General features: G+C 49.1%; 29 protein-coding genes and 2 pseudogenes. All 31 read right to left on the reverse strand.

Features of this window, described 5'->3' with window-relative positions:
• Positions 1–900 carry a branched-chain amino acid ABC transporter permease gene (locus HMPREF9194_RS09605; protein WP_016526173.1) on the reverse strand — a complete coding sequence of 300 codons (900 nt, stop codon included), beginning with the start codon at positions 898–900 and terminating at the stop codon, positions 1–3.
• Positions 901–938: 38 nt separating this feature from the next.
• Entirely contained in the window at positions 939–2,081 is a 1,143-nt protein-coding gene (locus HMPREF9194_RS09610; protein WP_016526174.1) for an ABC transporter substrate-binding protein, read from the reverse strand.
• 262 nt (positions 2,082–2,343) lie between these two features.
• Positions 2,344–2,526 carry a hypothetical protein gene (locus tag HMPREF9194_RS09615; protein WP_016526175.1) on the reverse strand — a complete coding sequence of 61 codons (183 nt, stop codon included), beginning with the start codon at positions 2,524–2,526 and terminating at the stop codon, positions 2,344–2,346.
• A gap of 377 nt (positions 2,527–2,903) precedes the next feature.
• A pseudogene (gene rplQ, locus HMPREF9194_RS12515) lies at positions 2,904–3,297 on the reverse strand (50S ribosomal protein L17); the annotation flags it as partial.
• Positions 3,287–4,342, reverse strand: a complete 1,056-nt coding sequence (locus HMPREF9194_RS09625; RefSeq protein WP_016526177.1) for a DNA-directed RNA polymerase subunit alpha — start codon at positions 4,340–4,342, stop codon at positions 3,287–3,289. The pseudogene rplQ and the gene HMPREF9194_RS09625, both read right to left, overlap by 11 nt.
• Before the next feature lie 137 nt (positions 4,343–4,479).
• Positions 4,480–4,860 (reverse strand): 30S ribosomal protein S11, encoded by a 381-nt coding sequence (gene rpsK, locus HMPREF9194_RS09630; protein ID WP_016526178.1) that lies wholly within the window; start codon positions 4,858–4,860, stop codon positions 4,480–4,482.
• Positions 4,861–4,876: 16 nt separating this feature from the next.
• A complete protein-coding gene (gene rpsM / locus HMPREF9194_RS09635; protein WP_016526179.1) occupies positions 4,877–5,242 on the reverse strand; it encodes a 30S ribosomal protein S13 in 366 nt (121 codons plus the stop codon).
• A 17-nt stretch (positions 5,243–5,259) separates the two neighbouring features.
• On the reverse strand, positions 5,260–5,373 hold the full coding sequence (gene rpmJ / locus HMPREF9194_RS12160) for a 50S ribosomal protein L36 (protein ID WP_016526180.1): 114 nt from the start codon (positions 5,371–5,373) through the stop codon (positions 5,260–5,262).
• A 28-nt stretch (positions 5,374–5,401) separates the two neighbouring features.
• Positions 5,402–6,724 (reverse strand): preprotein translocase subunit SecY, encoded by a 1,323-nt coding sequence (gene secY, locus HMPREF9194_RS09640; RefSeq protein WP_016526181.1) that lies wholly within the window; start codon positions 6,722–6,724, stop codon positions 5,402–5,404.
• A 15-nt stretch (positions 6,725–6,739) separates the two neighbouring features.
• On the reverse strand, positions 6,740–7,192 hold the full coding sequence (gene rplO, locus HMPREF9194_RS09645) for a 50S ribosomal protein L15 (RefSeq protein ID WP_016526182.1): 453 nt from the start codon (positions 7,190–7,192) through the stop codon (positions 6,740–6,742).
• Positions 7,192–7,380: a 50S ribosomal protein L30 gene (gene rpmD, locus HMPREF9194_RS09650; RefSeq protein WP_016526183.1), complete on the reverse strand. Its 189-nt coding sequence runs from the start codon at positions 7,378–7,380 to the stop codon at positions 7,192–7,194. The genes rplO and rpmD overlap by 1 nt, the downstream gene beginning before the upstream one ends.
• A gap of 3 nt (positions 7,381–7,383) precedes the next feature.
• The gene (gene rpsE, locus HMPREF9194_RS09655; RefSeq protein ID WP_016526184.1) at positions 7,384–7,896 is read right to left on the reverse strand and encodes a 30S ribosomal protein S5; all 513 of its coding nucleotides are present in this window, start codon (positions 7,894–7,896) and stop codon (positions 7,384–7,386) included.
• 8 nt (positions 7,897–7,904) lie between these two features.
• A complete protein-coding gene (gene rplR / locus HMPREF9194_RS09660) occupies positions 7,905–8,267 on the reverse strand; it encodes a 50S ribosomal protein L18 (protein WP_016526185.1) in 363 nt (120 codons plus the stop codon).
• Positions 8,268–8,278: 11 nt separating this feature from the next.
• Positions 8,279–8,818, reverse strand: coding sequence for a 50S ribosomal protein L6 (gene rplF, locus HMPREF9194_RS09665; protein WP_016526186.1), 540 nt, complete (start codon positions 8,816–8,818; stop codon positions 8,279–8,281).
• 13 nt (positions 8,819–8,831) lie between these two features.
• Positions 8,832–9,230, reverse strand: a complete 399-nt coding sequence (gene rpsH, locus HMPREF9194_RS09670) for a 30S ribosomal protein S8 (protein WP_016526187.1) — start codon at positions 9,228–9,230, stop codon at positions 8,832–8,834.
• 16 nt (positions 9,231–9,246) lie between these two features.
• Positions 9,247–9,432: a type Z 30S ribosomal protein S14 gene (locus HMPREF9194_RS12165; RefSeq protein WP_016526188.1), complete on the reverse strand. Its 186-nt coding sequence runs from the start codon at positions 9,430–9,432 to the stop codon at positions 9,247–9,249.
• A 7-nt stretch (positions 9,433–9,439) separates the two neighbouring features.
• Positions 9,440–9,991: a 50S ribosomal protein L5 gene (gene rplE, locus HMPREF9194_RS09675; protein ID WP_016526189.1), complete on the reverse strand. Its 552-nt coding sequence runs from the start codon at positions 9,989–9,991 to the stop codon at positions 9,440–9,442.
• A complete protein-coding gene (gene rplX, locus HMPREF9194_RS09680; RefSeq protein ID WP_016526190.1) occupies positions 9,991–10,305 on the reverse strand; it encodes a 50S ribosomal protein L24 in 315 nt (104 codons plus the stop codon). The genes rplE and rplX overlap by 1 nt, the downstream gene beginning before the upstream one ends.
• Before the next feature lie 24 nt (positions 10,306–10,329).
• Positions 10,330–10,698: a 50S ribosomal protein L14 gene (gene rplN, locus HMPREF9194_RS09685; protein ID WP_016526191.1), complete on the reverse strand. Its 369-nt coding sequence runs from the start codon at positions 10,696–10,698 to the stop codon at positions 10,330–10,332.
• A 10-nt stretch (positions 10,699–10,708) separates the two neighbouring features.
• Positions 10,709–10,981, reverse strand: coding sequence for a 30S ribosomal protein S17 (rpsQ, locus tag HMPREF9194_RS09690; protein ID WP_016526192.1), 273 nt, complete (start codon positions 10,979–10,981; stop codon positions 10,709–10,711).
• Between the two features lie 10 nt (positions 10,982–10,991).
• Entirely contained in the window at positions 10,992–11,198 is a 207-nt protein-coding gene (gene rpmC, locus HMPREF9194_RS09695; protein ID WP_016526193.1) for a 50S ribosomal protein L29, read from the reverse strand.
• A gap of 12 nt (positions 11,199–11,210) precedes the next feature.
• The gene (rplP, locus tag HMPREF9194_RS09700) at positions 11,211–11,630 is read right to left on the reverse strand and encodes a 50S ribosomal protein L16 (RefSeq protein ID WP_016526194.1); all 420 of its coding nucleotides are present in this window, start codon (positions 11,628–11,630) and stop codon (positions 11,211–11,213) included.
• A gap of 185 nt (positions 11,631–11,815) precedes the next feature.
• Positions 11,816–12,508 (reverse strand): annotated as a pseudogene (gene rpsC / locus HMPREF9194_RS09705) (30S ribosomal protein S3); the annotation flags it as partial.
• A gap of 1 nt (position 12,509) precedes the next feature.
• Positions 12,510–12,866, reverse strand: coding sequence for a 50S ribosomal protein L22 (rplV, locus tag HMPREF9194_RS09710; protein WP_016526196.1), 357 nt, complete (start codon positions 12,864–12,866; stop codon positions 12,510–12,512).
• Positions 12,867–12,879: 13 nt separating this feature from the next.
• A complete protein-coding gene (gene rpsS, locus HMPREF9194_RS09715; RefSeq protein ID WP_016526197.1) occupies positions 12,880–13,158 on the reverse strand; it encodes a 30S ribosomal protein S19 in 279 nt (92 codons plus the stop codon).
• Between the two features lie 14 nt (positions 13,159–13,172).
• Complete coding sequence (rplB, locus tag HMPREF9194_RS09720) at positions 13,173–13,997, reverse strand: 50S ribosomal protein L2 (RefSeq protein ID WP_016526198.1); 825 nt, start codon at positions 13,995–13,997, stop codon at positions 13,173–13,175.
• Between the two features lie 27 nt (positions 13,998–14,024).
• Complete coding sequence (locus tag HMPREF9194_RS09725) at positions 14,025–14,309, reverse strand: 50S ribosomal protein L23 (RefSeq protein ID WP_016526199.1); 285 nt, start codon at positions 14,307–14,309, stop codon at positions 14,025–14,027.
• On the reverse strand, positions 14,309–14,941 hold the full coding sequence (gene rplD, locus HMPREF9194_RS09730) for a 50S ribosomal protein L4 (RefSeq protein ID WP_016526200.1): 633 nt from the start codon (positions 14,939–14,941) through the stop codon (positions 14,309–14,311). Before rplD ends, HMPREF9194_RS09725 begins: the two co-directional genes overlap by 1 nt.
• Before the next feature lie 15 nt (positions 14,942–14,956).
• Positions 14,957–15,583, reverse strand: a complete 627-nt coding sequence (gene rplC / locus HMPREF9194_RS09735; protein WP_016526201.1) for a 50S ribosomal protein L3 — start codon at positions 15,581–15,583, stop codon at positions 14,957–14,959.
• 71 nt (positions 15,584–15,654) lie between these two features.
• Positions 15,655–15,963 carry a 30S ribosomal protein S10 gene (gene rpsJ, locus HMPREF9194_RS09740; protein ID WP_016526202.1) on the reverse strand — a complete coding sequence of 103 codons (309 nt, stop codon included), beginning with the start codon at positions 15,961–15,963 and terminating at the stop codon, positions 15,655–15,657.
• Positions 15,964–16,030: 67 nt separating this feature from the next.
• A complete protein-coding gene (gene tuf, locus HMPREF9194_RS09745) occupies positions 16,031–17,218 on the reverse strand; it encodes an elongation factor Tu (RefSeq protein ID WP_016526203.1) in 1,188 nt (395 codons plus the stop codon).
• Positions 17,219–17,622: the final 404 nt, after the last annotated feature.

The raw sequence follows: 17,622 nt of genomic DNA on the forward strand, positions 1-17,622 counted from the left end.
TCACACCTTTTCACGCTTTGTACTGCCCATAAGGCCCGTGGGCTTAACCAGCAGTATGATAATTAAAATTGCAAACGATATGGCATCGGCAAATTGGGAAGATAAAAAGCCCTTTGTAAACGTTTCGGCAATACCGAGGATATAACCGCCGAGCATGGCGCCCGGAACCGATCCGATGCCGCCCAAAACGGCCGCGACAAAGGCTTTTAAGCCCGGCATGGTTCCCATAACCGGCTCAACCTGCGGGTATGCGGTCGCATACAAAATACCGCCGGCTGCGGCAAGAACGGCGCCGAGCGCAAAGGTAAACGCAATCGTTTTATCGACCGAAATCCCCATGAGACTTGCCGCCTGCATGTCGAACGATACCGCACGCATCGCCTTTCCCGTTTTTGTTTTATTGATAATGTAATTGAGTACAATCATCAAAAAAGCGGACAAGAGAATAACGATAAGGTCGATATTCGAAACGGAAATCGATCCTATATCGATGTTGACGGTTTGCGGCGTCGGGTACTGGCGGGGTTCGGGTCCCATAAACGGAAGAACGCGCGCACCGTTTTGCAAAATCAGCGAAACGGCGATCGCCGTAATCAGCGAATTAAGGCGGGGCGCACTTCTCAGCGGACGGTACGCAAAGCGTTCTATTAAAACGGCGATTAAAGCACACATCGCCATGGCAAAAACAAAAGCAATCAACAAGAATACGGGAGTTGCACCCCACGAGGCCAAAATAAAGAAGCCGCAATATGCCCCGATCATAAGAATATCGCCGTGCGCAAAGTTAATCAACTTTACGATACCGTAGACCATCGTATAGCCTAAGGCGATAAGGGCGTACATGCTGCCAAGCGACAAACCGTTGACAAGCTGCCGAATAATCATATTGCCGACTTCCATAGCTGCTCCCGCACTCCTATACCGATAAATAAATCTTTTTAAGGATTGACGGTCGTTTTATACACCGGAGCAATCTTGCCGTCTTTTTTAACGATTTCCATTATAACTGCCGATTTAACGGGATTACGATTTGCATCGAAAGTCAAATTGCCGGTTACGTAGGTACCGTTCGTCTTTGCAAGCGCGTCGCGTAAAGCGGTCGAATTCGTCGTCGTGCCGGCTTTTTCGGCGGCATCTTTCAATAAATAGACACAGTCGTACGCCAAAGCCGCAAAGGAAGCGGGATTTGCATGATAGCGCGCGGTATAAGCCGCAACGAATTTACGTACGAGCGGTTCGGTCGAATCTCCGGCATAGTGGTCCGAATAAAAACCCTTGAGAACTTCATCACCCGCATTATCCACAAGACCGCCCCAGCCGTCGCCGCCGACAATTTCCGTATTTATGCCCTGAGAACGCAGCTGTTTTGCAATGAGCGAAACGACTCCGTAGTAATCGGGTATGTACACAACATCGGGGTTCGCACTTTTAATCTTCGTCAACTGAGCTCTGAAGTTTTTATCGCCGGTGCTGTACGATTCGGCGGCAACAAGGGTTCCGCCCGCTTTTTCAAAGGCGATTTTAAAGTTTTCATATAAACCGACCGAATAATCGTTCGCCACGTCGTACAAAACGGCAGCGCGTTTTTTGCCCAAATTCTGTGCGGCAAAGCGGCCGCCGACCGTTCCCTGAAAGGGGTCGATAAAACACGCACGGAACACAAAGTCGCCCGCGCTCGTTATGCTCGGAAGCGTCGCCGCGGGAGCAATCAAAACAACCTTTTGCGCTTGTGCCAAAGAGGTAATGGCGGCCGTTGCTCCGGACGTAAGGGAACCGATTATAACCTTTACCTTATCTTTTGTAACCAATTTTTTATACGCGTTGACCGTTTTTTCGGGGTTGCCTTCATCGTCTTCCGAAATAAGCACAACCTGTTTGCCGGCAATACCGCCTGCAGCGTTTATTTCGGCAATGGCGAGTTCTATACCGTTGCGCGCTTCAATACCGTATACCGCAACCTGTCCCGAAAGGGGAAAAATTCCGCCGATCGCAAAGGTATCGGCCTTTTTTGCTCCGCCCAAAAACAAAAACGCTGCAAGGCACAGCAGAGCGCCGGCGGCCGCTTTTAATTTCTTTTTCATAATAAACCTCCATAATCTCCGCGATTTACAAGAATACGTAATAAGAATATCAGTATACAAATAAAAAAACGTCATGTCTATAGTTTGCTGTAGCTCCACTGAAGTTTTTTACGTATACTAAAAACGCAATATTGACCACTGAAGCGAAAAAAAAGAGAGGCGCCGAGAACTTTCATTCCCGTTCCTCTCCCTCTCGGGCCCGGCCGAATGTACCGGAAACCGCTTAAGTCAAAAGCCGCTTTCGGCATCCAACTTTGTCCGCTTATAGAACCGCGCTTTTGCCATTTTTAATGGCGGCATTGCAGAATTTGCACACGGCGATTTTCTGCCCTTCAACTTCGTGTTCATACAGCGTTTTTATATTTTCTTTTTTACAGCGTCCGCAAACGCCGCGTCCGTGATTCGCTAAAGAGCGGATGCCTTTGCCGCGATGTGATTTCGACATAATTCCTCCATAAATGTGCGGGCTTGCAAGGCAAACCCGGAATAAAAAGCAGCGGAAACCGCATAAAGCGGTCTCCGTGCACCGGCGTCAATCGGCTTTTTTTTAGACACTTTCCGAAGAAGCATCACCCGAAACGGCTTTTCCGGCGGCCTTTTTTGCGCCGGCTTTAGCGGCTTTAGGCTTCTCCGCTTTAGCGGCCTTAGGCTTGGCTTCTTTAGGTTTGTCCGCTTTAGCGACGGCTTTTTCCGCGGGAGCTTTAGCCTTACTTGAAGCCGAATCTTTTACCGCCTTGGCTTTCGGCTTTGCGTCGGTCTTAGCCTTCGTATCGGCCTTTTCCGTGCCTTTGGCTTTGGGAGCGGCCTTTGCGCCTTTTTCGTCTTTTTTTGCGTCTTTATCTTTTGAAGATGTGTCGAGTTTGTAATCCACCAATTCGAGAATAACCAAGTCGGCCGCATCGCCCTGGCGGAAACCCAACTTTAAGATGCGGGTGTAGCCGCCGTTGCGTTCTTTCATGCGCGGTCCGATATCGGTAAACAATTTTGCCAAAATTACTTCGTCGGCGATAAAGCGCGCCGCTTGACGGCGGTTGTGAACGCTGTCGACCTTACTTCGCGTAATAAGTTTTTCCGCGGCTTTGCGCACTTCAAGCGCCTTAGCCTTCGTCGTCGTGATCCGCTCGTATCTGAACAGCGACGTTACCATGTTCCGCGACATTGCCCGGCGGTGAGACGCCGTGCGGGAAAGGGGATTAAATCCGTTTTTATGATTCATCTGATTCTTCCTTTTTCTTCGTTAAATTTACCGCATTTTTCAGATGACTGTAATCCGTCATACCGAGATTAAGGTTCCATTCAAGGAGTTTATCCTTGATTTCGGACAAACTTTTTTTGCCGAAGTTGCGGGTTTTGGCAATATCGTCTTCCGTCTTTTTCGTCAGTTCGCCGATTGTATGGATGTTGGCGTTTTTCAGACAGTTCGAAGACCGCACCGAAAGTTCGAGTTCTTCAACCGGCGTGTTCAAAAGCTGTTTGATCCGCTCGTCGCCCTCGTCGATTTCATCGCCGCGGCCGATTTCGCTGTCGTTAAAATTGATGAAAATCGAAAAATGATCTTTTGCGATTTTCGCGGCTTCGGCAAGAGCGTCTTCGGGACTGACGCTGCCGTCGGTCCATATTTCCATAACAAGCTTATCGTAATCGTTGCGCTGACCGACGCGGCAGGGCTCGATTGCGTACTTTACCTTCGATATGGGCGTAAAAATCGCGTCCATCGGAATCGTTCCGACAACTTCGATATAGCGTTCGTTTTCTTCGGCGGGAACGTAGCCGCGTCCCAAATCGACTTGAATTTCGAATTCGAGGCGGGCATTATCCATCATCGTAAAAACGTGCACGCCCTTCGACATCACTTGAAGCTGGGGAGCGCGTTCGAACATATCGCCGGAAATCTTTCCCGGTCCTTTAAATTCGAATAAAAACGTTTCCTGTTCCGTATCGCCGTCAAGCTTAAAGCGGATTTGCTTCAGATTGTTCAGTACTTCCAGCGCGTCTTCAACCACATCGGGAATACTTTCGAATTCGCTGGAAATAACATGCGGAACGCCGTCGGTATCATACGACGTGATACGGACCGACGTAACCGCATATCCTTGAATACTGGAAAGCAGCACCCGGCGCAGCGTATTTCCGACCGTAGTACCGAAACCGGGTTCGAAGGGATAAGCGGTAAACTTTCCGTAGTTCGGATTCGTTTCAATATGCTCAAATGTAATCCCTTTCGGTGTTTTAAATCCCTGCAACAGATTTTTACGGGCCATCGGGACTCCTTATCGTTTCGAATAAAGCGCGATTACGGATCGCTTTTTGCAAGCAAAATCCGTTACATCGGCTCGCTGCGGCTGCGGCCGAAACCGTATACCGCAACATTATATAGTAAACCGGAAAAATTTTCCGATTACATACGGCGTGTTTTGCGCGGGCGGCAACCGTTGTGGGGAATCGGCGTAACATCGCTGATGGATTTTACTTTTAAGCCGAGAGCTCCCAAAGAACGGACGGCAGATTCCCTGCCGACGCCCGGGCCTTTTACAAAAACGTGAACTTCGCGCAAACCGTAGCTGACCGCTTTTTGCACGGCGGTTTCGGCTACCGACTGAGCGGCAAAGGGCGTCGATTTTTTTGCGCCTCTAAAGCCCAATCCGCCGGAAGAAGCCCACGAAAGCGCGTTTCCCTGCAAATCGGTAATGGTGATAATCGTGTTGTTGAACGTCGCTTGAATATAGACATTACCTTCGTATACGGTCTTTTTTTCTTTCCGTTTTTTTACAGTCGCCATTTATACTGCCTCCACCTTATTTCTTCTTGCCGGCAACGGTCTTTTTCTTACCTTTGCGGGTGCGTGCGTTTGTGCGGGTGCGCTGTCCGCGGACAGGAAGCCCTTTTCTGTGCCGGAAGCCGCGATAGCAGCCGATATCCATAAGGCGTTTAATGTTCAATCCGATTTCGGAGCGCAAACGTCCTTCAACTTTATACTCGCCGTCTATGAGCGTACGCAAAGCCGCAACTTCATCCTGCGAAAGATCGTTCATCATGCGTTCCGGATCTATTTTCGTTTTCGCGCAGATTTCGGCGGCGGAAGAACGTCCGATTCCGTAAATATACGTCAATGCGATATTGACATGTTTATTAGGGAGGTCAACTCCCGCAATTCGAGCCATTCAACTACTCCTTGGGCTCAGCCCTGGCGCTGTTTATGCTTGGGGTTGGAACAAATAATCCGGACAACGCCGGCTCTTTTGATTACCTTGCATTTGTCGCAAATAGGCTTTACACTTGTTCGTACTTTCATAGTAACTCCTGTTTAACTAAACGCTGTGCTACAGATTGCGCGAGCGCAGTCTTCCTTTTTTTACCAAACCGTCATGGTGGTGCATTTTGAGCAGCGCTTCAATTTGGCTCATTGTGTCCAAGTCGACGCCGACTAAAATCAAAAGCGAAGTACCGCCCATAAGCATGGAAATATTTTGCGGAAAGCCGAACGCATTTTGAATAACGGTCGGAATAACCGCAATAATTGCAAGGTACAAAGAACCGGGCAGCACAAGCCGGTTCAAAACCTTTTGCATATACTCTTCCGTTTTGTCCGTTCTGATGCCGGGAATCGAACCGCCGTTTTCCCGAATATTTTTTGCGATTTCGGTGGGGTTTAAAGTTACCTGTGTATAAAAATACGCAAAAAATATAATCAAAAGCACGAGCAAAACATTATACAGCAAACCTGCAGGCGAAAGCACGGCCGCAACCCTGCTCAGCCAGCGTACGTTCGGTCCCAAACTCGAAGCAATCTGCAAAGGGAACGTTAAAAACGAAGAAGCAAAGATGATCGGAATAACGCCCGACGGATTGATTTTAAAAGGAATGTACATGCTTTGGCCGCCGTACATTTTGCGGCCGATAACGCGCTTTGCATAGTGAACGGGGATTTTGCGCTCGCCCTGCTGTTCGTACACGACAAAGGCGATAATGGCGACAAACATCACGAGCACGACAACGCTTTTTACAAGCATTTGGCTGCCCTGCTCATTTATGAGTTTTCCCAATTCATACACGGCCGAAGGAAGACGGGCAACGATACCGGCAAAGATAATCATCGAGATTCCGTTGCCGATTCCGCGTTCCGTTATTTGTTCGCCCAGCCAAATCGTTATCATGGTGCCCGTCGTAACGGTCAATACGAAAAGCACTCTGAATAAAACGCCGTTCGAAATAACGACGGCACCGGGAACGTAATACGCGTAAGCCGTAAGAGCCGAAGCCTGCAAAATACACACAAATACCGTACCGATTCTCGTCCATGCCTGAAACTTTTTTTGGCCGCCGTCTTCCTGTACAATCCGTTTTAAACTCGGAAAAATAATCAGCGCAAGCTGCATGATAATCTGAGTCGAAATGTAGGGCATAACGCCGAGCATAAATACCGAAAAGTTTGAAAAAGCGCCGCCGGCAAAAAAGTCCATATAATCCACAAAGGGATTGCCCTTCGTCAGCGAAGAAAAATACGCCGTCAACGCATGAGGGCTGATTCCCGGTACGGTCAGTACGCTGCCGAGTCTGAAAACGGCAAGAATTATTACGGTAAAAAAGACGCGGTCGCGCAGTTCCTTTACCCTGAACATATTGACAATAGGATTATTCGCCATAATACACCCGCCGGATTACTCGCCGGAAACGGAAACGCTTCCGCCGGCTTTTTCTATTTTTTCTTTTGCTCCCGCGGAAACCTTATCCGCGCAAACGGTCAGCTTTTTATCGACATCGCCGTTTCCGAGAATTTTCACCAAAAGCGCCGATTTTTTCAAAAGGCCCTTTTCGATGAGCGATTCGCGGTTAACGGTATCGCCTTCGGCAAATTTCGCGGCGATAAGCTCAAGGTTTACGACCGCATATTCTTTGCGGTACGGATAATTCGAAAAACCGCGGCGCGCAATGCGGCGGTACAGCGGCATTTGACCGCCTTCAAAACCGACATAGGTTTTTCCGCCGGAACGGGATTGCTGTCCCTTATTGCCGCGGCCGGCAGTCGTTCCTCTTCCGGAAGACGAGCCTCGGCCGACGATGCGCTTTTTTTTGTTCGCACCCTGAGGCGCGGAAAGAACTAATTCAGACATCATATCTCCTCAACTTTTACCAAATGAGAAACGGATGCAACCATGCCTAAAACGGACGGGGTCGGTTCCTGCTCCACAAAAGAGTCGATCTTCTTTAATCCCAAACAACGGACGGTCGCCCGCTTTGCGGGTTTTTGCCCGATCGTGCTTTTTACAAGCGTTATTTTGATTTTTTTCGCTTTAGCCATTGTTTAACCCCACATATCCTTTAAATGTTTGCCCCGGTTTTTTGCAACCGTTGCGGCATCCATCAGGTTTTCAACCGCTTTAAAAGTCGCGCGCACTACGTTAACCGATGCGTTCGAGCCGAGCGATTTTGACATAACGTCGGTAGCGCCGGCCGCTTCCATAATGGCGCGCACCGGACCGCCGGCGATAATACCGGTTCCCGAACAGGCGGGAATCAAAAGCACGGAAGAACCCTTAAACTTTGCGGCACTTTCGTGCGGCAAGGTTCCGTGCCGCAGCGGCACCGTAATCATATTGCGCTTGGCCTTATCGATACTCTTTTTAATCGCTTCGGTAACGTCATTCGCTTTGCCGAACCCGTAGCCGACGCGGCCTTTTTGATCACCGACAACCGTCAGCGCGGAAAAGGAAAAGCGGCGGCCGCCCTTTACGACTTTGGCGGTACGGTTCAGTTTTACAAGTTTTTCAACAAATTCTTTTTGCTGATCTCTATCATGATTTCTCTGGTGTTCCATAGCTTCTCCTAGAATACGATTCCGGCTTTGCGGGCGCCGTCGGCAATGGCTTTTACTACGCCATGGTAGAGGTACCCGTTACGATCGAACACAACCGTCGTAATTTTCTTTTCGGAAAGACGCTTGCCCATCGCTTCGCCGATGGCCTCGCCGCCCTTGATATTGGGTTTAAGCGATGCAAAATCTTTTTCCAATGTGGAAACGGACGCAAGCGTTTTGCCTTCGTCGTCGTCGATAACCTGTACGTACAAATTGCAATTGCTTTTCGTAACGGTCATACGGGGACGAGCTGCCGTTCCGCGCAGGTGTTTCCGAATATGAATTTTCCTTTTTAAGCGTTTCCGATTTTTATCGTTTAATTTCTTAATCATAACAAACACCCTTATTTTACGCCGGCCTTACCGACTTTGCGTTTAATAACTTCGGTTTCGTAGCGCACGCCCTTGCCCTTATACGGCTCCGGTTTGCGCAAACGGCGCAGCTGCGAAGCAAACTCGCCCACCAGCTGTTTATTGATACCCGTTATACTGATTTTTCCCTGAGCGTCCGCCGTAACCGTTAAACCTTCCGGAATAACCGCAATAAAATCGGTGGAATACCCGAGGTTCATAACCAGCATCTTTCCCTGAACTTCGGCGCGGAAACCGACTCCGTTTATGATAAGGCTTTTTGTAAAGCCGTCGGTTACGCCGATCACCATGTTCCGTATAAGGCTGCGGTACAAACCGTGAGCGGCGCGCGCGCTTTTCGTATCGTTCATCCTCGTAACGACCGCTTTACCCTCTTCAATATCGATTTTCACCAAATCGTTGTAATCCTGGGTAAGCTTTCCCTTGGGGCCTTCAACGGTAATAAGATTACCGCCGGCCGTTAATTTTACTCCCGCCGGAATGGCTACGGGAAGTTTTCCTATTCTCGACATACTTCCTTTCTCCTTACCAGACGGTGCAAATCAATTCGCCGCCGACCATCTTTTCGGCCGCTTTTTTGCCGGTTGTAACACCGGCGGACGTCGACACGATGACCGTTCCGTACCCGTTATATACACGGGGCAAATCTTTATATCCGGCATACACGCGGCGTCCGGGCGTCGAAACCTTTTGCAAATCGTGAATAACCGGCACGTTTTCATCATCATATTTAAGAAAGATCCGAATAACGTTGCTGCTGTCTTGCGTTACCTTTTTAAAGTTTTTAATATAGCCTTCCGTTTTTAAGATCTTTACGATTTCCAGTTTTAATTTGGATGTGGGCACGTCCACTTTTTCGTGGCGCGCTCTTACCGCATTCCGAACTTTGGTAAGCATATCTGCGATGGGGTCTGAAACACTCATACTGTACTCCTGCCTTCTACCAACTGGATTTTGTAACGCCCGGTAACAGGCCTTCACTGGCTAACTTGCGGAAACAAAGACGGCACATCTTGTATTTCCGTAAATATCCGCGGGGGCGGCCGCATATCTTGCACCGGTGCACCAATCTGGTGCTGTACTTCGGCGTGCGGGCGGCTTTAATAATCATTGACTTTCTTGCCATGCTCTCCTCACTTCCTAAAAGGCATTCCGAACTTGGTAAGCAAAGCGCGGGCATCGCTGTCCGTGCGTGCACTTGTTACGATACTGATATTCATACCGGAAATGCGCTCGATTTTATCGAAGTCAATTTCGGGGAAAATAATTTGTTCCGTAATACCGAGAGAATAATTTCCGTGTCCGTCGAATCCGTTCGGATTGACGCCGCGGAAGTCCTTAACGCGGGGTAAGGCGACATTGATGAGGCGGTCCAAAAATTCATACATATAGGCGCCTCTCAAGGTGACCATTACACCCACTTCGTTGCCCTCACGGAGTTTAAAGTTTGCGATACTCTTTTTAGCCTTTGTTTTCACAGCTTTTTGACCGGTAATAAGAGTGATATCGGTCACTGCGGCATCAAGGAGTTTCTTATTTGTGAGAGCTTCGCCGACGCCCATGCTTACCACGACTTTTTTCAGCGCGGGGATTTGCATAACGGACGTATAACCGAGCTCTTTAAAAAGCTCGGGAGCGATTTTGTCTTTATAGACTTTCTTAAGCCGGGGTACGTAATTGCTCATTACAGGGTATCTCCACATTTACGGCAAACACGAATTTTTTTATCGCCGTCGATTTTATATCCGATTTTGGTAGGACCGCATTTTTTGCACACGATCGCTACGTTTGAAATATGCAGCGGGGCTTCAACTTCGGCAATACCGCCTCTGTCCTGCGGATTGCGTTTTTTCATCGCCTTTTTTACGATATTGCAGCCGGCAACAATAACGCGATCCTTATCACGGATCACGCGGATAACGTTTCCGCGCTTACCCTTATCTTTTCCGGCGATGATTTCCACCTGATCGTCTTTACGAATCTTGAATTTCTTTTCCATAAATCAACAACTCCTCAAGACCCGTTACAGAACTTCCGGGGCCAGCGATACGATTCTCATATAATCCATGTCGCGGAGCTCGCGGGCTACCGGACCGAATACGCGTTTACCCTTGGGATTGTTCGCCGCATCGACAATAACACAGGCATTGTCGTCAAAACGGATATAGGTTCCGTCGGAACGGCGGTATTCCTTTGCGATGCGCACGATAACGGCTTTTTCAACCGATCCCTTTTTAATCGCGGAAGTAGGAATGGCATCCTTTACCGCTACAACGATAACGTCGCCGATACTTGCATATCTGCGCTTCGAGCCGCCGATAACTTTAATACACTGAACGACCTTTGCTCCGGAGTTATCGGCTACGTTCAAATTTGTTTGCATTTGAATCATACATTGCTCCTTATTTGGCCTGTTCAATAATTTCGGCAAGCCGCCAGCATTTTTCGCGGCTTAAAGGCCTGCACTCGACAATACGCACGCGATCGCCGATGTGGGCGCTGTTGGTTTCATCGTGCGCTTTGCATTTTTTGACGCGCGTTACATACTTTTTATAAAGTCTGTGCAGCTTTTTTGTCGACACCGACACGACGATGGTTTTATCCATCTTATCGCTGGTTACGATTCCGACAAAAGAACGCTTCGACTTCTTTTTTTGCACTGCTTGTTCTTCCACGGGTCAACTCCTACTTATCCAAACCGGCAATTTCCTTTTGCCGGATCAGCGTATTTATGAGCGCTATTTCGCGGCGCATGGTACGCTTTTGAATCGGTTTATCCACATGGCCGACCGCCATTTGAAACCGAAAATCCATATACTTTCTTTTAAGCTCATTCCGCTTTGCAACAAGCTCGGAATAAGACAGTTCTTTATCTTTTTTTTCTTTCGCCATCTACGATACCTCTTACTCCACCGCAGTGCGATAAGCAATCTTCGTTTTTATCGGAAGTTTGCTTCCCGCAAGCTTGATTGCCTGCTCGGCCAAGTTCATATCGACACCGCCGATTTCAAACAATATCTGACCGGGCTTTATTACCGCTGCCCAAAATTCGGGAGCGCCCTTTCCCTTACCCATGCGGGTATCGGCCGGTTTTTTGGAAATGGGTTTATCCGGGAAAATCCGGATCCACACCTGACCGTTACGGTTAATTTTACGATTCAACGCGACACGGGCGGCTTCTATGTGTTTTGCCGAAAGCCATACGGGCTCCAGCGCGACCAAAGCGATGTTGCCGAAATCGATATGACAGCCGCGCGTAGCGTTGCCCTTTATTCTTCCGCGCTGCACTTTGCGGTGCAAAACTCTTTTAGGACTCAACGCCATACTTAACTCCTTTCTGCCGCAGCGGAATCGGCCGCGCCTTCGGTGCCGGCAGCCGTATTTTCAGCTTTGGCAGCCGCCTGTTTTTTTGCCGCACTCTTTTCATCGGAAGCGGCTGCAGCCTGCGGGCCTTTTTTGCCCCGAGCGTCGCTCTTTTTACCGGAGTGATCCGGTGACGAAAAATCTTTGCGTTCGGGCCGATCGCGCCGCTTTTTCAAAAGTTGGCCGGCATCTTCGTTTTGTTCGCGGCCGTACATCATGCCGTTGTACACCCACACTTTAACGCCGATTTTACCGAACGTGGTAAGCGCTTCGGCAAAACCGTAATCGATATCCGCGCGCAGAGTATGAAGAGGAACGCGTCCTTCTTTATGCTCTTCGGTGCGCGACATTTCCGAACCGCCCAAGCGGCCGCTTATGCGGATTTTTACGCCCTGAGCGCCGGTTTTTATTGCGCTCGAGCAGGATTGCTTCAAAGCCTTGCGGAACGAACCGCGGTTTACCAGCTGGCGCGCGACGCTTTGCGCAACAAGTGTAGCGTTGATTTCCGCGCGCTTGATTTCTTTGATTTTAATCTGAATCTTTTTCGTCAAATGCTTTTGGATTTCCGCACCGATTTTTTCGATGTTGGCGCCCTTAATACCGATGATAACTCCGGGGCGCGCCGTATGGATGACAATGGTAACGCGCTGCGGATGACGCACGATTTCGATATCGGCGATATCGGCATTTTTACACTCGGGCAAATCCTGAATCATTTTTCTGATTTTCAGATCTTCGAGTACCAAATCGGCATATTCGCGAGGATCCGCATACCAGCGGGACTGCCACGTTTTATTTATTCCCAAACGCAATCCGATAGGGTTTACTTTTTGTCCCATTTTATTCCCCCGCCTTTTCAGCTACGACAACGGTAATATGACACATACGCCGTAAAAGCATATCCGCACGCCCTTTACCGCGGAACCACACCCTTTTCAAACGAGGACCTTCGTCAATTCGAATTTCCTTCACGTAGAGCATATCTTCATCGAGTTTTTTATTTAACGAAAGGGCATTGGATACCGCCGATTTAACGGTACCGCGGATAAGCCTTGCCCCTTTTTGCGGCATATTCTCAAGAATAGCCATCGCTTCAGAACACGTTTTCCGCTTAATAACATTCGCTACCGGACGAACCTTTGTAGGAGATGCCACAAGGAACTTTGTTACGGCTCTGTATCCGTTTGTTTCAACCATAGCAACCACCTACCTATTTTTCGACTTTTTTATCGGAACCCGAATGTCCGCGGAAAATACGGGTCGGCGAAAATTCGCCCAGCTTATGTCCGACAAGGTTTTCCGTTATATACACGGGAACCCACGACTTGCCGTTATACACCGAAATCGTATTTCCGACCATTTCGGGAATAATAGTCGAACAGCGGGAATACGTTTTAATCATCTTCCTGTCCGCCGCTTTATTCATTTCGATTACTTTTTTGTACAGGCTTTTTTCGATAAAAGGCCCTTTTTTAACAGATCTTGACACGGTATTCTCCTCTGCTACTTCTTACGGCGGGTAACAATAAAGTTGTTAGACACCTTCCGCTTTTTGCGGGTTTTGTATCCGCGACAAGGCTGACCCCACGGAGTAACGGGGTTGCGCCCCTTTCCGGCGCCTTCACCGCCTCCGAGCGGGTGGTCGACCGGGTTCATGGCCATACCGCGAACCGACGGCCGGACCCCCAACCATCTGCGGCGGCCGGCTTTACCGAGCTGAACGTTCATGCGGTCTTCGTTGCCGACAACGCCGATCGTTGCGTAGCATTTTTTATGCACGCGGCGCACTTCGCTTGAGGGCAGGCGCAAAGAAACATAATCACCCTCTTTCGCCGCAACAAGCGCGCTCGCTCCGGCCGAACGGGCCAACTGGCCGCCCCTGCCGAGCGTCAATTCGATGTTGTGAACCGTAAATCCCACCGGAATCGCTTCCAAAGGAAGCGCGTTCCCGACCGTAGGAGAAGCGTTTTCACCCGAAAGTATTTTTTGCCCGACAGTCAACCCCTGAGGCGCGATAATATAGCGCTTTTCGCCGTCGGCATAAAAAATCAAAGCAATGTTGGCGCTGCGATTCGGATCGTATTCGATGGTCCGTACCGTACCCGGAATTCCGTGCTTATCGCGTTTAAAATCAATATCTCTGTATCTGCGTTTATGACCGCCGCCCTGATGCCTTACCGCAATACGGCCGCCGGCACCGCGTCCGCCGCGGGAAGATATCCCGCTGGTCAAGCTTTTTTCGGGCTTGTCGGCGGTCAATTCATCCTTCCGCAGGTCTACCCGTCCGCGAGTACCTGCGGTTATCGGCTTATATAATTTAAGAGCCATTAGGATCCCCTTTTATACGGCCGAAGGCTACACGCCTTCGAAAACCTTGATAACTTCGCCAGGCGCCAGCTTGACGATAGCCTTTTTCCAACTGGAAGTTCTGCCGGAGCGGTAACGCACCCGCTTCATCTTTCCAAACACATTCATCGTAGTACAGCCGGCAACTTTTACATTAAAAAGCCTGCGCACCGCTTCTTTTATTTCAAGTTTTGTTGCGCTCGGATGAACTTTAAATACGTACTTTCCCTGTTCGCGCAATTCGGTCGCTTTTTCCGACGATACAGGCGCAATAATTATATCTTCGTAGATCATTATTCGGCCTCCCGTTTATAAAACTCGGACAAGTTCTTCGCCGCACTTTCAAGCATTAACACTTTTTTTCCGTAAAAAAGGTCGTGCGCCCGAAGCCGGTTGTACGAAAGAAAAGACAGGGTCGGAATATTGCGTCCGGCCTGCTTGATTTTCGCATCGTCGTCTTTAAGCACAAGCACCGTGCGTTCGTTGTTTGAAAAATTCTTCAAAATCGCGGCAAAATCTTTTGTTTTTCCGCTTTCAACGGTAAAATCTTCAATAAGCGTCAAAGAGTCGTCCTGAGCTTTCATGCTTAAAATCGACTTCATCGCCAAACGTTTTACCTTTTTAGGCAGCGCATAGCTGAAATCTCTCGGCTTCGGCCCGAAAATAACGCCGCCTCCGCGCAAAAGCGGAGATTTTTTATCACCGCGGCGCGCACGTCCGGTACCTTTTTGTTTATACGGCTTTGCATTGCTGCCGTGAACTTCCGAACGATCTTTTGTACAAGCCGTTCCGACACGCGCATTCGCCAATTCGTTTGTAATGGCGTAATAAATCACATCTTCGTTTACCGGAAGACCGAACACCGCGTCATCCAATTGAATTGTACGCAGCTCTTTACCATCGATAGAATAGACTTTCTTTTCCATTTGTCTTCCCCGCCGTTACGCTTCTTTTTTGACCGCAGGCTTAACAATCAGCATGCAATCTTTAACTCCGGGCACCGAGCCGCATACCATTACGACTCCGAGTTCCGGATCCACTTTTACGACGCGCAAATTCTGAACGGTTACGCGTTCTCCGCCCATACGGCCGGGCATCTTTACGTTTTTAAAAGAACGGCCGGGAGACGTACACTGACCGGTCGATCCGGCTTCACGGTGAAATTTGGAACCGTGCGAAGCCCGTCCGCCGCCGAACCCCCAGCGCTTTACGACACCCTGAGTACCCTTACCTTTGGAAACGGCGGTTATATCCACAAAGCGGACGCCGTTAAAAAGCTCAACACCGACCGTATCGCCCACGGCAACTTCGCCGCCGAAATTGCGGAACTCTTTAACATTCCGCTTGGGCTTTACATTTTCGGGAAAAGATCCCGCATACGGCTTGGAAATCTTCGATTCTTTCAGCTCTCCGATTCCGAGAACAACGGCATCGTAGCCGAATTTTTCTTTTGTTTTTAAGGCGACAACCGTATTAGGCTCGACGCGGATCACGGTTACCGGTGTAAGGTCGCCGTTTTCATCGAATACCTGAGTCATGCCCGTTTTTTTTGCAATCAGACCTTTCATTCTGATATCTCCTCAATCCGGCCGCCATCCCCTGATCCGGGGGACCGATACCGGTTTATAACAATATGTTGTTACTGTTTTATTTCAACATCAACACCGGCGGGCAACTCAAGTTTCATTAAAGAATCCATAACATCCGCCGACGGCTCAATAATATCTATAAGGCGTTTATGCGTGCGCATCTCAAATTGCTCGCGCGATTTTTTATTTACGTGGGGCGAGCGCAGCACTGTTACCTTTTGTATTTTTGTAGGCAAAGGAATAGGCCCTGAAACCTTGGCCCCCGCCTTTTGCACAGTCTGAACAATAGACTTTGCACTTTGATCAATCAACTCCGCATCAAAGGCGCGCAGCCTGACACGGATTTTTTCAGTAGCCATTTTCCCTCCGAGAGAAACAAAGGGCGGCCTTCAGCTCAAACGGAAAGCCGCCGCATCCAACTTCCTATTAACCAAGAACCTCGGTTACCTGGCCCGAAGCGATCGTATGTCCGCCTTCGCGGATAGCAAGCTTAAGCCCCTTATCCATAGCGATCGGGTGAATCAGCTCGCCGATAATCTTCGTGTTGTCACCGGGCTTAACCATGTCAACACCCGGCGGCAGCGTAACGGTTCCGGTAATATCGGTGGTTCTGAAATAGAACTGAGGGCGATAACCAGAGAAGAACGGGCTGTGGCGTCCGCCTTCTTCCTTGGACAAAACGTAAATCTGTGCTTCGAATTTGGTGTGCGGATTGATCGTACCCGGCTTCGCCAAAACCTGACCGCGTTCAACGGCTTTTTTATCGATACCGCGAAGCAAAAGACCGACGTTATCGCCCGCCATACCCTGATCGAGCAGTTTATTGAACATTTCGATACCGGTAATAACGGTTTTTTGCGTGGGTTTAATACCGACGATTTCAACTTCTTCGTTCATATTGATTACGCCGCGCTCGATACGACCCGTAACGACAGTACCGCGTCCGGAAATCGTAAATACGTCTTCGATCGGCATAAGGAAGGGAAGCTGCTCATCGCGAACGGGATCGTCGAAATACGAGTCCATCGTGTCCAGCAACTGCTGAATGGGAGCGGTGTCTTCGGCCGTCGCGCCGTCCTGCAAAGCTTTAAACGCGGAACCCTTTATAATGGGCGTATCGCGCGAAAAACCGTACGATTCAAGCACGTCACGCACTTCTTCTTCAACCAATTCCATAAGATCGGGATCGTCGAGAAGGTCGACCTTGTTCAAAAAGACAATAATTTTGGGAACGCCTACCTGACGGGCAAGCAGAATATGCTCGCGGGTCTGGGGCATAACCGAATCGGGCGCCGAAACAACCAAAATGGCCCCGTCCATCTGAGCGGCGCCGGTAATCATGTTCTTAATATAGTCGGCGTGACCGGGACAGTCGATATGCGCATAGTGTCTTTTATCGGACTGATACTCCAAGTGACGCGTATTGATGGTAATACCGCGGGCTTTTTCTTCCGGAGCATTATCGATTTCGTCATACTTCAGCTGCTTGTCGCCGAATTTTTTGGCGCAATACGATGTAATCGCCGCAGACAAGGTGGTTTTACCGTGGTCAACGTGACCGATAGTACCTACGTTCATGTGCGGTTTTGTTCTTGTGAACTTTTCCTTTGCCATTTGATCCTCCTTACCAGATTAAAGGCACGAAAAAAAATATTGTGCTGTATAACACATATACACACATTAAATACAGGATGAATACCAAGCGATAGAAAGGTGAAGGCCGAAAAACGGAATTGTTTTTTACTGCAAAGATGATTATCAATTCAATCATCCCGGCCGGATTCCACCTATCGCCACCAAATCTGCATTTGATGACCGGTTTGGCATCCCGGAGCCCGGAGACGCTTTAAAGCATCTCAGTCAAGCACCCCGATACTGTACCATAATAGACACCGTCAACGACGGACGTCATGCATACCGCGGGTTGTGACAGCCTGATACGGGCAACGCCCGACCTTTACGGCTTCACCGGTTTTTTGCCTGCGCAAAAAGCCGCTTGACTCTCAAAGAACCCTTTT

This window comes from Treponema maltophilum ATCC 51939 (assembly GCF_000413055.1).
Taxonomy (GTDB): domain Bacteria; phylum Spirochaetota; class Spirochaetia; order Treponematales; family Treponemataceae; genus Treponema_C; species Treponema_C maltophilum.

What these genes read in the sequence shown, in the direction of transcription:
- HMPREF9194_RS09605 (WP_016526173.1), bottom strand. Translation starts at nt 900, where the DNA reads ATGGAAGTCGGCAATATGATTATTCGGCAGCTTGTCAACGGTTTGTCG.
- HMPREF9194_RS09610 (WP_016526174.1), bottom strand. Translation starts at nt 2,081, where the DNA reads ATGAAAAAGAAATTAAAAGCGGCCGCCGGCGCTCTGCTGTGCCTTGCA.
- HMPREF9194_RS09615 (WP_016526175.1), bottom strand. Translation starts at nt 2,526, where the DNA reads ATGTCGAAATCACATCGCGGCAAAGGCATCCGCTCTTTAGCGAATCAC.
- HMPREF9194_RS09625 (WP_016526177.1), bottom strand. Translation starts at nt 4,342, where the DNA reads ATGGCCCGTAAAAATCTGTTGCAGGGATTTAAAACACCGAAAGGGATT.
- rpsK (WP_016526178.1), bottom strand. Translation starts at nt 4,860, where the DNA reads ATGGCGACTGTAAAAAAACGGAAAGAAAAAAAGACCGTATACGAAGGT.
- rpsM (WP_016526179.1), bottom strand. Translation starts at nt 5,242, where the DNA reads ATGGCTCGAATTGCGGGAGTTGACCTCCCTAATAAACATGTCAATATC.
- rpmJ (WP_016526180.1), bottom strand. Translation starts at nt 5,373, where the DNA reads ATGAAAGTACGAACAAGTGTAAAGCCTATTTGCGACAAATGCAAGGTA.
- secY (WP_016526181.1), bottom strand. Translation starts at nt 6,724, where the DNA reads ATGGCGAATAATCCTATTGTCAATATGTTCAGGGTAAAGGAACTGCGC.
- rplO (WP_016526182.1), bottom strand. Translation starts at nt 7,192, where the DNA reads ATGTCTGAATTAGTTCTTTCCGCGCCTCAGGGTGCGAACAAAAAAAAG.
- rpmD (WP_016526183.1), bottom strand. Translation starts at nt 7,380, where the DNA reads ATGGCTAAAGCGAAAAAAATCAAAATAACGCTTGTAAAAAGCACGATC.
- rpsE (WP_016526184.1), bottom strand. Translation starts at nt 7,896, where the DNA reads ATGGAACACCAGAGAAATCATGATAGAGATCAGCAAAAAGAATTTGTT.
- rplR (WP_016526185.1), bottom strand. Translation starts at nt 8,267, where the DNA reads ATGATTAAGAAATTAAACGATAAAAATCGGAAACGCTTAAAAAGGAAA.
- rplF (WP_016526186.1), bottom strand. Translation starts at nt 8,818, where the DNA reads ATGTCGAGAATAGGAAAACTTCCCGTAGCCATTCCGGCGGGAGTAAAA.
- rpsH (WP_016526187.1), bottom strand. Translation starts at nt 9,230, where the DNA reads ATGAGTGTTTCAGACCCCATCGCAGATATGCTTACCAAAGTTCGGAAT.
- HMPREF9194_RS12165 (WP_016526188.1), bottom strand. Translation starts at nt 9,432, where the DNA reads ATGGCAAGAAAGTCAATGATTATTAAAGCCGCCCGCACGCCGAAGTAC.
- rplE (WP_016526189.1), bottom strand. Translation starts at nt 9,991, where the DNA reads ATGAGCAATTACGTACCCCGGCTTAAGAAAGTCTATAAAGACAAAATC.
- rplX (WP_016526190.1), bottom strand. Translation starts at nt 10,305, where the DNA reads ATGGAAAAGAAATTCAAGATTCGTAAAGACGATCAGGTGGAAATCATC.
- rplN (WP_016526191.1), bottom strand. Translation starts at nt 10,698, where the DNA reads ATGATTCAAATGCAAACAAATTTGAACGTAGCCGATAACTCCGGAGCA.
- rpmC (WP_016526193.1), bottom strand. Translation starts at nt 11,198, where the DNA reads ATGGCGAAAGAAAAAAAAGATAAAGAACTGTCTTATTCCGAGCTTGTT.
- rplP (WP_016526194.1), bottom strand. Translation starts at nt 11,630, where the DNA reads ATGGCGTTGAGTCCTAAAAGAGTTTTGCACCGCAAAGTGCAGCGCGGA.
- rplV (WP_016526196.1), bottom strand. Translation starts at nt 12,866, where the DNA reads ATGGTTGAAACAAACGGATACAGAGCCGTAACAAAGTTCCTTGTGGCA.
- rplB (WP_016526198.1), bottom strand. Translation starts at nt 13,997, where the DNA reads ATGGCTCTTAAATTATATAAGCCGATAACCGCAGGTACTCGCGGACGG.
- HMPREF9194_RS09725 (WP_016526199.1), bottom strand. Translation starts at nt 14,309, where the DNA reads ATGATCTACGAAGATATAATTATTGCGCCTGTATCGTCGGAAAAAGCG.
- rplD (WP_016526200.1), bottom strand. Translation starts at nt 14,941, where the DNA reads ATGGAAAAGAAAGTCTATTCTATCGATGGTAAAGAGCTGCGTACAATT.
- rplC (WP_016526201.1), bottom strand. Translation starts at nt 15,583, where the DNA reads ATGAAAGGTCTGATTGCAAAAAAAACGGGCATGACTCAGGTATTCGAT.
- rpsJ (WP_016526202.1), bottom strand. Translation starts at nt 15,963, where the DNA reads ATGGCTACTGAAAAAATCCGTGTCAGGCTGCGCGCCTTTGATGCGGAG.
- tuf (WP_016526203.1), bottom strand. Translation starts at nt 17,218, where the DNA reads ATGGCAAAGGAAAAGTTCACAAGAACAAAACCGCACATGAACGTAGGT.